The 13,432-nt window shown below is 45.7% G+C and carries 9 protein-coding genes and 1 tRNA gene; 8 read left to right on the forward strand and 2 right to left on the reverse strand.

Features of this window, described 5'->3' with window-relative positions:
* The first annotated feature begins 53 nt into the window (after positions 1-53).
* Positions 54-500, forward strand: coding sequence for a dUTP diphosphatase (dut, locus tag CCU_RS04280; RefSeq protein ID WP_015533699.1), 447 nt, complete (start codon positions 54-56; stop codon positions 498-500).
* A 52-nt stretch (positions 501-552) separates the two neighbouring features.
* On the opposite strand, the gene nrdG is transcribed toward dut, so the two are convergent.
* Together nrdG and nrdD are read right to left on the reverse strand one after the other, a co-directional pair.
* Positions 553-1,092, reverse strand: a complete 540-nt coding sequence (nrdG, locus tag CCU_RS04285; RefSeq protein WP_015533700.1) for an anaerobic ribonucleoside-triphosphate reductase activating protein — start codon at positions 1,090-1,092, stop codon at positions 553-555.
* A gap of 147 nt (positions 1,093-1,239) precedes the next feature.
* Positions 1,240-3,366 carry an anaerobic ribonucleoside-triphosphate reductase gene (gene nrdD, locus CCU_RS04290; RefSeq protein WP_015533701.1) on the reverse strand — a complete coding sequence of 709 codons (2,127 nt, stop codon included), beginning with the start codon at positions 3,364-3,366 and terminating at the stop codon, positions 1,240-1,242.
* Positions 3,367-3,847: 481 nt separating this feature from the next.
* Between nrdD and tig the strand changes: the two genes are divergently transcribed.
* From tig to lysS, 7 genes are all read left to right on the forward strand, one after another.
* Positions 3,848-5,077 (forward strand): trigger factor, encoded by a 1,230-nt coding sequence (gene tig / locus CCU_RS04295; RefSeq protein WP_015533703.1) that lies wholly within the window; start codon positions 3,848-3,850, stop codon positions 5,075-5,077.
* Positions 5,078-5,099: 22 nt separating this feature from the next.
* Complete coding sequence (locus tag CCU_RS04300) at positions 5,100-6,206, forward strand: FKBP-type peptidyl-prolyl cis-trans isomerase (protein ID WP_015533704.1); 1,107 nt, start codon at positions 5,100-5,102, stop codon at positions 6,204-6,206.
* Between the two features lie 182 nt (positions 6,207-6,388).
* Complete coding sequence (locus CCU_RS04305) at positions 6,389-8,596, forward strand: fibronectin type III domain-containing protein (protein ID WP_015533705.1); 2,208 nt, start codon at positions 6,389-6,391, stop codon at positions 8,594-8,596.
* A gap of 17 nt (positions 8,597-8,613) precedes the next feature.
* The gene (locus CCU_RS04310) at positions 8,614-10,809 is read left to right on the forward strand and encodes a fibronectin (RefSeq protein WP_015533706.1); all 2,196 of its coding nucleotides are present in this window, start codon (positions 8,614-8,616) and stop codon (positions 10,807-10,809) included.
* Positions 10,810-10,986: 177 nt separating this feature from the next.
* A tRNA-Leu gene (locus CCU_RS04315) sits at positions 10,987-11,070 on the forward strand.
* 77 nt (positions 11,071-11,147) lie between these two features.
* On the forward strand, positions 11,148-11,633 hold the full coding sequence (greA, locus tag CCU_RS04320) for a transcription elongation factor GreA (protein WP_015533707.1): 486 nt from the start codon (positions 11,148-11,150) through the stop codon (positions 11,631-11,633).
* Between the two features lie 6 nt (positions 11,634-11,639).
* A partial coding sequence (gene lysS, locus CCU_RS04325) for a lysine--tRNA ligase (protein ID WP_208895980.1) occupies positions 11,640-13,432 on the forward strand: 1,793 nt, incomplete at its 3' end.

Below are 13,432 nucleotides of genomic sequence, written 5' to 3' on the forward strand. Positions count from 1 at the left end.
GGATATGGATGTGTACAACAAGATAAAATTTGACGAATAAGAGGAGAAGAAAGATGGCAACAGTATACGATATCAATATTAAGAAGCTGGATGAAAAGGCAGTCATACCGACATACGGTTCAGAGTACGCAGCGGGGGCGGATCTGTATGCGTGTCTTGATGAGGCGATTACTATAGAGCCGGGACAGACGGTGATGGTTCACACGGGTATAGCCATGGAGATACCTGAGGGATTTGCAGGACTTGTGTATGCGAGAAGTGGTCTGGCATCCAAGAAGGGGCTTGCACCGGCCAATAAGGTTGGAGTTGTGGATGCGGATTACAGAGGGGAAATCATGGTTGCACTCCACAATCACGGAACCCAGTCACAGACGGTTGAGCCTGAGGAGAGAATAGCACAGCTTGTGATCGCTCCTTATATCGTTGGAGCATTCCATCAGGTGGACGAGCTCAGCGATACAGTAAGAGGAGCCGGCGGATTCGGTTCAACAGGAAAGTAACAAAAAGCGGCCGGGCATCATCATTTTAATGGTGTGCCAGACCGCTTTTCTTTTATTTAAAATACTTTCCGCTTTCATCCCACAGGACTGTGGTGTCTGTCTTCAAGGACTTTGGTACATCTATGATACGCTGGTTCCTTGAGCCCTTGAATCTCAGTGACAGATCCTTCTGTTCGTCTATGAATTCTCCGTCCACAAGGACGTCAATGTAGGAGAGAAGTTCTTTTGTATACTCCCATTCATTACACATGCGGTCTAAGAGATCGGTTTCAAATGTATAACCGGTGTAGCACCAGATGGTCTTGTCAGGGTAGGTCTCCTTGAACTTTCTTGCCAGAGGAAGAAGCCCCTGCTGGTTCACATATTCCATAGGTTCTCCGCCGAGCAGGGAGAGACCTGCTATATAGTCCTCCTTGCAACTATCTATTATGTGGTTGATCTCCACATCCGTGAACGGCTTGCCGTAGCCGAAATCCCATGTGTCAGGGTTGAAACAGTTCTTGCAGTGGTGTGTGCAGCCGGATACAAATACAGACACTCTGACGCCGGTTCCGTTTGCCACATCAAATAGTTTGATATCTGCGTAATTCATAATGTGATCCCTTCTAAATTTATCTTAAAACAAAAGTATGGCCTGCGTTGCCCTCTACGACATGCAGACCATACAATTGAAATTATTAATGCATACTGTTATTTTATATCAGTTGCCTGAATATATCAAGTGTTTTTCTATAAAAGACTATAGATGAAGCACTCTTGCCTTTATCTCTTTGGTCTTGCCCACGTTCCAGAAGTTCTCGCCCAGATAACCGCAGGTTCTTCTGGTAACATTCATCTTGTTGTGATCCTTGTTGCCACACTGCGGACATTCCCATTCGCCGTCATCGTTGATGAGGATCTCACCATCGTATCCACATACATGACAGTAGTCAGACTTGGTGTTGAACTCAGCATACTGTATGTTGTCGTATATATATCTTACGACCTCTGCCAGAGCATCCAGGTTGTTGCGCATGTTTGGTATCTCAACATATGAGATGGCACCACCTGATGATATGGTCTGGAACTGGCTTTCAAATCTGAACTTGCTGAATGCATCGATCTTCTCACGGACATCAACGTGGTAAGAGTTGGTGTAGTAGCCCTTGTCTGTGACATCCTTTATGGTTCCGAAACGCTCTTTGTCGATACGTGCAAATCTGTAGCAAAGGCTCTCGGCCGGAGTTCCGTAGAGTCCGAAGCCAAGTCCCGTATCTGCCTTCCATTTGTCGCAGGCTGCGCGGAGCTTGTGCATAAGCTTCAGTGCAAATTCCTCGCCCACAGGATCTGTGTGGCTCACACCACGCATGAGCTTGGTGGTCTCATATACACCGATGTATCCCAGTGATATGGTTGAGTAACCGTTGTGGAGCAGTGGATCGATGACCTCGCCCTTCTTAAGTCTGGCGATGGCACCGTACTGCCAGTGGACTGGGCTGACGTCAGAGGTTACACCCTCGAGGGCTCTGTGGCGGCACATGAGTGCGTCGTAGCAGAGCTGCAGTCTCTCATCCAGAAGACTCCAGAACTTGTCATCGTCTCCCTTTGCAAGTATAGCTATCTGTGGAAGATTAAGACTGACAACTCCCTGGTTGAAACGGCCTTCCCATTTATATTCTCCGTTCTCATCCTTCCATGGGGAGAGGAATGAACGGCATCCCATGCATGAGAATACATTTCCCTCGTAGTTCTCACGCATCTTCTTGGCTGATATGTAATCAGGGTACATTCTCTTGGCAGAACACTTGATGGCGAGCTCTGTGATATAGTCGTACTCACCGCCCTTGAGGCAGTTGTGCTCGTCAAGGACATATATGAGCTTAGGGAATGCAGGTGTAACATACACGCCTGCCTCGTTCTTGATTCCCTCAAGTCTCTGTCTGAGGATCTCCTCGATGATCATGGCGTTCTCCTTGATGTACTCGTCGTCCTCTCTGAGGTTGAGGAAGAGAGTGACAAATGGAGACTGGCCGTTGGTGGTCATCAGAGTATTTATCTGATACTGGATAGTCTGAACTCCTGACTTCAGCTCGTCCTTGAGTCTCTCGGTGATGAGCTTCTCAAGTGTGTCAGGGTCTATCTTGTCGCCGAACTCTTCGGTGTATCTCTTTTTATATTTGTTGTAGCTCTTTCTGAGGTACTTTCCAAGGTGACGGACATCGACTGACTGGCCGCCGTACTGGCTGGATGCGACAGATGCGATGATCTGAGTCACGATGGTACATGCCACCTGGAAGCTCTTCGGGCTCTCTATGAGCTTGCCGTTCATGACTGTGCCGTTGTCAAGCATATCCCCAATGTTGATAAGGCAGCAGTTGAATATAGGCTGGAGGAAATAATCTGCGTCGTGGAAGTGGATGGCGCCCTCCTCATGAGCCTTGGAAATCTTCTCAGGGAGGAGCATTCTCTTGGTAAGATCCTTTGATACCTCTCCTGCGATAAGATCACGCTGTGTGGATGCGACGGTGGCATTCTTGTTGGAATTCTCCTCCATGACATCCTTATTCCTGTTCTGGATAAGACTGAGGATAGAATCATCAGTCGTATTTGCCTTTCTGATGAGCTCGCGGCTGTATCTGTATATAATGTAGGTCTTGGCAAGGACAAACTTGCCGTCGGCCATAAGCCCCTGCTCGATGATATCCTGGATATCTTCAACGAGCATTCTCTTTCTGTTCTTGGCTTCGATGCTTCCGACGATCTCCTCGATCTTCTCGTCAGAGATCTTCTCACAAGGCTCAACCTCCGAGTTAGCCTTCTGGATAGCCAATATGATCTTGCTTCGGTCGTAAGTAACAGCACGACCGTCTCTCTTGATAACTTGCATTTCCCATTCTCCCTGTGTGTGATGTGAATGGGCGTTAAAAAAGTACGCCCCCTAAATATTGTATACTACCATACAGGAGACATCAATATATGGTATGCCGACTGAAAAAGCCGCAAAAAAATTAGCGACAAATAAGGTGCCTCGTCGCAAATCTCACACTGATGTCTCAACATGGTCGATTATATCATTCCCCATTTTGTTTGTCTACAGGAGATTTGCAAAAAATACAAAATATAGAAAAATAAAAAATATGTGGACACAACATATTGTGGATTTGTCTTTGATTAATGTGGGACAGATAAAATACATCACAAAAACAGATGTAAAACTGCCTGTTATAGGAATGTGAAATCATTTGTGAGAATTCTATGAATTATTTCAAATTGCTTTATTTTTACAGGAAAATATGGTATAAGTTTACTCGTTGAAGTTTATCATGAAGATGGTTACACTTCTAATAAAAAGTAAAAGAGGTATGATTATGCGAAAATTTAATAAGGGATGTGCAGTTGTTCTTGCACTCGCTCTGTCCATGTCATTTATGACAGGCTGTGGCGACAGTAATGGTACGAGTGGAAAGCTGGATAATACAGCGAGTAAGGCAACATCTTCTGATGCTACAGAGAGTGCTGACAATTCATCAGAAGAATTTGCTTCTATAGAGGATATGGTGGATCAGTATGCGGCAGATGTCACACTCGGTGAATACAAGGGCATGGAGTATGAGGAGAAGGGCACTGATGTCACGGATGATGAGGTTCAGGCCAAGGTTGATTCATTTGTGAACGGACTTGCTACATTTGATAAGGACACAACCAGCGAGGCGAAGAACGGAGATACAGTAAATATTGACTTTGTCGGAACTGTAGATGGTGAGGAGTTCGATGGAGGCAATACCAATGGCAGCGGATATGATCTCGTCCTTGGTTCTGGTTCATTCATAGATAACTTTGAGGATCAGATAGTTGGACATAAGCCGGGAGAGACATTTACCGTGAATGTAACCTTTCCTGAGAATTATGGCAAGGATGAGTTAAATGGCAAGGCGGCTAAGTTCGAGACGACACTTAACTATATAAAGATAGATAAACCGGCTACATACAATGATGAGCTGGTTGCAAACAATACTTCATATAAGACAACTGCTGAGTATGAGGCATCTGTACGTGAGCAGCTCAAGCAGGACAAGGAGGATTCAGCTCTTGCAAGTGCTCAGAATGAGGTCATGGTTGCCGTTATAAACAACAGTACAATAGAGAACATATCAGCAGATGATGTTCAGGCGAATGCTGACAAGATCATAACATCCATAAAGACTCAGGCAGAGACAAACGGAATAGAGTATGATACATATATCTACTATTACTATGGATATGATGACAGCGCTGCATTTGAACAGTATGTACAGCAGGTTTGTGAGGAATCACAGAAGGAGAGAATGGTCGTATGTGCCATTGCCAAGAAGGAGAATATCAGTGTCACAGATGACGAGGCTGATAAGTATATAGCTGATTATGCAACGAAGAACAGTGTTGATGAGTCTACGCTCAGACAGAATCTTACAGACGTTGAGATAAAGTACAACGCTCTGGCAGAGAAGGTCATGAACTTCCTTATGGACAATGCAAAGGCGACAACTGGAGCAACAACTGAGGCTGCAGAGACCACAGAGTCAACAGAGGCGGCTGACGCAGAGCAGGCTGAAGAGTAAGTAAAGGGGTACGGAGAAAGATATGAGAGTAAAGAAGATATTTGCAGCAGGAATGGTGGCAGTCATGTGCGCAGGCCTGATGACAGGCTGTGGCAGCAATGACACAAAGAGCCAGTTTAAGAAGTTTTCAAAGTGTGCGACCATAGACAAGGCGGCATACACTGATATCGAATATGTTCCGGCATCGAGAGAGGTGTCCGAGGACGATGTAAACAGTGCGATAAGCAGTTTTTGCAGTGACAATTCTGAGACTACAGAGGATAAGACCAGCACAGTGGCAGATGGCGACAAGATCAATGTGGACTATGTTGAGACTGTCTCAGGAACAGAGAAGGACAGCAAGACAGATTACACACTGACCATGGGAAATAACACTCTTGGTGATGGCAGTGACGATCAGCTCATAGGAAGCAAGCCGGGTGATGTCAAGACGATCACAGTGACATATCCTGATGATTACAGCGACACAACAGTTGCCGGACTTACAGCAGAGTACAAGGTTACGATCAATTATATATCAGTTACCACGGTGCCTGAGTACACAGACGCACTGGTCAAGAAGGCTACTGATGGTGAGTACACAACAACCGATGACTACACAGCACATCTGAAGGAAGATGTTCAGAAGGACAAGGACGATTCCGCGGACGAGACAGACAGAACTTCTGTTCTCAAGGCTGTTGAGGAGAAGGTTACATTTGACAAGTATCCTGAGGATGAGGTAGCTTCCTACATTCAGTCCATGGTGTCAAATGTGAGAAGTGCCGCAGACAACTACGGAATCGACTTCGAGGCATATATGAAGTATTTTTATGGATATGAGGACGAGGCATCATTCCTTGAGTACCTTCACACCACAGTTGAGAACGTCATGAAGGAGAAGATCGTTGTGTCATGCATAGCAATGGACAATGACCTCATCGCCGATAACGCAGACATAAAGGCGTACAGACAGAAGGTTATGGACAAGAACAATCTGGAGAATGACTCAGACGTGGACAAGTATTACTCAGAGTCAGACCTGATGTTCTATGCCACAGAGGAGAACGTGCTTGACTATCTCATGAACAGATCAGTTCAGGTGGAGGCAACTGCAACAGATGCATCTGAGGCAGCCACAGAGGAGTAAGCTGCACGCGATATATTTGAATATGGATAAGCTGATAGAGACCGAGGTTTTATGCCCGGTCTCTATTGTCGTCTATAGACAAATGAATCTGTGGTTTATCCACATTGACTAAGGGGCTCCGGGAATTTAAAATAAAAGAGAACATGTCTTTATTTTAAAGATAGAAAAGGAAAGGGGATATTATGAGAAAGAACATTGCGAGAAAATGTCTGTGCATTGCTCTGGCTTCAGCCATGATGCTCGGTGAGGCGGGCACGGCTATGGCAGCCAGTGTGGAAAATGCGGCAGACGGAAGAACTGCTGCCACAGTGGCGGCGGAGGAACAGGATGATGTGGCGGCAGCCAATGTCAGCATATGGTATGCGGGAGCTTATAAGAACTCAAGGACCATAACGATCAATGCAAGCGGCCGGGCTTACAGAGTTGAGGTCTGGGTCAATGGAGTAAAGTGCGGGGAACAGTACAACGGAGAGGACCAGCAGTCCTTTAGTATTAACTGTGAGATCCCGGCGCTGCTTGATTCCACCTACAACGCAGAGGTTAGAGCCTACGATTCAAATGGAGAGGTGACTGTACAGAAGGTTTCACCGGTCAAAACTGACAAGGTGAGCTTTGATGGTGATCCTAGTGTTAGTGTAGGATATACAGTCGGAAGCACTGGCTATGCAAAACCAGGCTATGTGTCTGTCAGCGTATATCTTGATAGCAGGCATTCAGATGAGGTCAAGTATGAGGTTCAGAGAGCGACCAAGTCAGGTGGGCCATTTACCACGATTGCAACGGGAAGTGAATCTTACACGTCAAGACTTGCATATCTTGACAGCACTGCGAAGACCGGAACTACATATTATTACAGATTCAGGATCGTGAGCGGTTCAGATCAGTATGTGAAGACGAGCAAGGTCATAGCTACAAGTAAGACAGCTTCAGTAAAGGTGGGCATTCCAGAGGTGGATCAGCTCTATGCTTCAAGCATGAATGTATCAGAAAAGATAAGTAAGCCGGGAGTATTCCTGTGGATGACCAGCAATTTTGCAAATCAGTACGATGTGTACCGCTCAACAAACAAGAGCAAGGGCTACAGAAAGATAAAGACTATATATTCTGCTGATTTCACGGACACAGCGGTCAAGAGTGGAACGGTATACTACTACAAGGTAGTGCCAAAGTATTACGACTCACAGACACGAAAGATAACAACAGGAAAGACATCTGGTGTTGTCGGCGTAAAGTTTATCATGAATGCAGCAGGTGCACCTAGCCTTATACAGACAGGCAACAGATCACTGAAGTGTACATGGGCTGCGGACAATACCGCAGACGTATCATACGAGGTATGGGCAAAGAGAACCGATATAACCGGTGATGCATACAAGCGTATGGTGGTCACCAAGAAAAACTCATGCACCCTTACAAAGCTTGATCCGAACGGAACATACAAGGTGATGATAAGGACAGTCAAGAAATCAGGAGCTGCCGTGAGATATGAGACGACAGATACATCTGAGAGGACCATGGGTTACACCAAGAGAGTCCAGGATCTGACTGCGGGAGCTGTATCTTCATCACTGAACGGCAGGAAGGATGTCCTGTCTGTAAGATATTCTCTCACATGGTACAGAGACTGGGGCGCATCAGGATATGTTATATCAGGCCTCAACAGCAGTACAGGCAAGATAGAGACCATCAAGAAGATAAAATCGGGAAAAAAGACATCATATACATTTACAAACACAAGTGCCAAGGGCAAGGAGCGCAAATACTCTCAGATATATGTGAGACCATATAAGGGAAAGGCAAGAGGCGAGGATAACACTCTGTGGAATTCAGAGATGCCAAGTGCAAAGCGTGTTAAGGCTGTAAAGAAGAGCACAACATCGACCAAGATAACATGGTCTGCTGTAAGCGGGGCAAAGGAATACTATGTATACAGAACTACAGAGCTCGGTGTACGCCAGTACATAGGATCGACAAAGGCAACTAACTTCACGGATGTGAACGTGACAGACGGAATGAAGTATACATACTCTGTTGTTGTAGGCACAGACTTTGGATTCAGCAGCGGATATGATTTGTATAGCAGTGACTATACACATAAGCTTGCATCACCGGCCATAACAAAGGTTGTAAACGGTTCCAAGGGTACAGCGACTGTAACATGGAAGAAGGTTACAAATGCAACCAGATACTATGTATATCGTTCAACCAGCAAGAATGGAACATACAAGCTGGTCGGCAAGACTGGAGCTACAAAGCTTTCATACATGAACAAGAAGCTCAAGAAGGGAACGACCTATTACTACAAGGTTGTGGCTTCAACAGTTAATGATGGAGGAAAGACAGTCAAGTCAGTTGCATCACATGCAAAGGGAATAAGGATCCGCAAATAGATGAAAAGGGGTAAACTATGAAGAATAGATTGATAAAGAAAGCTTTATGCGTGGCGCTTGCTTCAACCATGGTGTTTGGTGAGGCATTGCCAGCAATGGCAGCAGACGGCAGTGCAGATGTACAGTCCGCTCAGGCTGAGGTGGCGTTTGCTGAAGAAGCATCCATAACATATTTTAGTGTAGGAGGTCAGGATACCGTAAGCAGCGGTTCTGTACATATAAGCGCTTTGGGATATGGAACAGAGGCTGTTCTCTATGTAAATGGAGCATGGTATGACTCGTGGACAGGCAGTGACTATGACGGAAGCTGGCATGTGGATACGGAATTCAGAGGAGTTGCCGGTGCGACATATCAGTTTAAGCTGGTAGTCAGTGATGACAATGGACAGACGGTGTCGCAGGAGTCGGGAAAGATATATTTTGAAGCACCTAAGTTCAGCCGCAGCAGGAAGCCTTCAGAATACGTATCATATTCTACGGGAGATACCGGATATAGAGAATTAGGTGGAGTATCTGTGTCGTTCCCATTTGACAGCTACGTACAGAATGATATCTGGTATGAGGTGTACAGATCCACAAAGCCATCAGGAGGCTTTACGAAGATTTTGTCAGGCGTCGGTTACATGTATGGAGCTTCTGAAGTGAGGTATTATGATGATAATGTAAAAGTAGGAAATACCTATTACTATATGGCGAAGATAGTAACCGGAACTGACTCATACAATAAGACATCCAGGGTTGTAGAGACATCAGCCGTTGCAAAGGTGGACTGCAGGCTTGGAACAGCGGAGCTTTCAGTCGATAGAGGCGCAAAGGGTGCTGATATAACGGTAAGCGATTACGGCGCTGCTAACCAGTTCGATCTGTACCGTTCAACTTCAAAGACAAAGGGCTTTAAGAAGATAAAGACGATATACACACCGGAGTATACAGATACAACAGTTAAGGCTGGAAAGACATACTACTACAAGGTAGTTCCAAAGTATTATGATGCCTCTACCAGAGCGGTTTCAAAGGGAACTGCAAGTGAGGTCCGCGGCGTAAAGATACTCATGGGTACCACAGAGCTCACAGCGGTTCAGAACACAAAGAGCTCAGTAAAGCTCACATGGGATAAGGCAGCCGGAGCAAATATGTATGAAGTCTGGTATATGAGATCCGATATATCGGGAGACAGATATAAGAGAGCTGTTGCGACAAAGGGAACATCATGCACCATCAAGGGACTTGCATCTGGCGCTGAGTATTCATTCAAGCTTAAGAGCCAGAGCGTTTCAGGTGGAAAGGTCATTTGTGAGAACGTGACATACAAATGGCTCCAGACCGGATACACAGAGAGCGTGAGAGAGCTCGAGGCTGTCTCATCCACGGTATCTGCAAGCAAAGACAAGAAAAACCTGACGATATACACCAATCTCAAGTGGAACAGAGTCTGGGGAGCTTCAGGCTACAAGATATTTGCGAGAAATAACTACACAAATAAGCTTGAGCAGGTTGCAGTGATCAAATCTGCAGCCAGAAATACATACAAGTTCAAGAATACAGGAAGCAGCAGTAAGGGTATTAAGTATTACTCTGCATACGTAGTGCCATACAAGGGTAAGAAGCAGGGCGAGATGACATCCGTCAGCGTCAACTATATCCCTCTTGCTAAGAATGTAAAGGCTGTGAGAAAGTCCACATCCGAGGTCAGAGTTACATGGTCAGCGGTGCCTGGTGCAGATTCTTACACAGTATACAGAATGAACCCTGTTCTCGGCACAACCCAGTGGCTGGGACAGACAACGTCAACAAACTTCAGTGACCGCAAGCTCACGACCAAGCTTGAGTATACATATTTTATACAGCCATCGACAATTGTCAGCGGGGTTAACTGCAGCATTGACTATGAAGCTGCAAAGCAGTATAAGGCAGTGTATACACATGCTGTAGGTACACCAAAGATGTCAGGTGCATCTAACACCGGAGCCAAGAAGATCACAGTAAAGTGGAGTAGCGTTACAGGAGCGAAGAACTACGTAGTATATCGCGCAACCAAGAAGAATGGTAAGTACACTAAGATCGGTACAACATCATCATGCAGCTTTACAGACAAGAAGGCTGCAAAGGGCAAGACATACTATTACAAGGTCGCTGCAGTGGCAGTTAACGACGGTGGATGTGCTGCTCAGTCAGCATACTCCAAGACCGCCAGTGCCAAGAGCAAAAAGTAATGGCATATGTTAGGTAATAACAAGCAGTAGATATATTTGCGGGAAAACATATATACATGCATGGAAATGTGGTATATATGGTTTCCCTTTTTTATGGGAAAATGCTTGCGGAAATGCAAAAAAGTGGTTGACATACCAATGCAAACAGTATATTATATTAACGTTCGTTGTGAACATGCGGAAGTGGCGGAATTGGCAGACGCGCAGGCTTCAGGTGCCTGTGGTAGCAATACCGTGTGGGTTCAAGTCCCATCTTCCGCATTTTTTTATACCATAGTATGCGGAAATGCTGAGCTGTGGAGTCAATAATTTATGATATTTAGGAGGTATGTGCGGCAATGGCAGAGAAGAAGAATGTGGTTACTTATTCAGGTCTCAAGAAGATAGAGGAAGAGCTTCAGAATCTGAAGGTTAATAAACGTAGAGAGATCGCAGCTAAGATCAAAGAGGCCAGAGAACAGGGAGATCTGTCAGAGAATGCAGAGTACGATGCAGCCAAGGACGAGCAGAGAGACATCGAGGCAAGAATCGAGCAGCTTGAGGCCATGCTCAAGAATATAGAAGTAGTCGACGAAGATGAGGTCGATACAGGAGTTGTAGGTATCGGATGTAAGGTAGTTGTATATGACTACGAGTTCGATGAGAAGATCGAGTACGATATCGTTGGTTCATCACAGGCGGATATCATGAACAACAAGATCTCAGATGAGTCACCTGTTGGAATGGCACTCAAGGGTGCAAAGGTTGGCGAGGAGGTTCTGGTGGAGGCACCGGACGGAGAGTTTAAGTACAGGGTACTTGATATTAAGAGACAGGAGCTGTAAGAGAAGATGGCAGAGCAGAATAACAAGGGAAAAGATCAGGATCTTAATAAGCTGCAGATGGTGCGCCGCGAGAAGCTGGCAGACCTTCAGGCGGCAGGCAAGGATCCATTTGTCATAACAAAGTATGATGTGCAGCAGCACAGTGCAGATGTGAAGGAGATGTACACAGCACATGAGGCAGAGCTTCTGGCTGGTAGACAGACACCTTCAGTTGAGGACCTTGAAGAGGCAGAGAAGAGAGAAGTTTTAAACAACGATTACAATGAGAGAAGAGCCATCATGGATGCTTCACCTATCAATGTGAGCATCGCAGGACGTATGATGTTCAAGCGTGTCATGGGTAAGGCTTCTTTCTGTAACATTCAGGATCTTAAGGGCAACATTCAGGTGTATGTTGCAAGAGATCAGATCGGTGAGGAGTCATACGCTGACTTCAAGAAGTCAGATATCGGTGATATATATGGAGTTAAGGGATATGCATTCAGAACAAAGACTGGTGAGATATCCATACATGCAGAGGAGATCACACTTCTCTCTAAGTCACTCCAGATCCTTCCTGAGAAGTTCCACGGACTGACAGATACAGATATGAGATATCGTCAGAGATATGTGGATCTCATCATGAACCAGGACAGCAAGGAAGTATTTATCAAGAGATCACAGATATTAAAGGAGATCCGTAACTTCCTGGCAGGACGTGACTTCATGGAGGTTGAGACACCTATGCTGGTCAGCAATGCCGGTGGTGCCGCAGCCAGACCATTTGAGACACATTACAATGCACTCAATGAGGATGTAAAGCTCCGTATATCACTTGAGCTCTACCTGAAGAGACTTATCGTCGGCGGTCTTGAGAGAGTATACGAGATCGGACGAGTATTCCGTAACGAGGGTGTTGACACACGTCACAACCCTGAGTTCACTCTGATGGAGCTGTACCAGGCATACACAGATTACTATGGTATGATGGAGCTCACAGAGTCCATGTTCCGTTACCTCGCAGAGAAGGTATGTGGAAGCACCAAGATCTCATACAACGGAATCGAGATCGACTTTGGCAAGCCGTTTGAGCGTCTGACTATGGTTGACGCTATCAAGAAATATACAGGTGTTGATTTTGACCAGGTTGCTGATGACGCTGAGGCGAAGAAGATCGCTGACGAGCATCACGTAGAGTACGAGGAGCGCCACAAGAAGGGCGACATCGTGAACCTGTTCTTCGAGGAGTTCTGTGAGGAGAAGCTGATCCAGCCTACATTCATCATGGATCATCCAATCGAGATCTCACCACTTACGAAGAAGAAGCCTTCAGACCCTACAAAGGTTGAGCGTTTCGAGCTCTTCATCAACACATGGGAGATGTGTAACGCATACTCAGAGCTGAACGATCCTATCGATCAGCGTGAGAGATTTGCCGCTCAGGATGCGAATGCCGCAGCCGGAGATGACGAGGCTGAGCACACAGATGAGGATTTCCTCAATGCGCTTGAGATCGGTATGCCTCCAACAGGCGGTATCGGTTATGGTATAGACAGACTGGTTATGCTCCTTACAGATTCACAGGCGATCAGAGATGTTCTTCTGTTCCCGACTATGAAGAGTGAGGGTGGTTCAGATTCTGATTCAGTATCTGAGACAGCCGGTGACAACAACGGATTCTTCACACCAAATGAGAAGATCGATTTCTCCAAGGTAGATATAGAGCCACTTTTTGCTGATGAGGTTGATTTCGAGACATTTTCAAGATCAGACTTCAGAGCGGTAAAGGTTAAGGAATGTTCAGCAGTGCCAAAGAGCAA

This window comes from Coprococcus sp. ART55/1 (assembly GCF_000210595.1).
GTDB classification, from domain to species: Bacteria; Bacillota; Clostridia; order Lachnospirales; family Lachnospiraceae; genus Coprococcus; species Coprococcus aceti.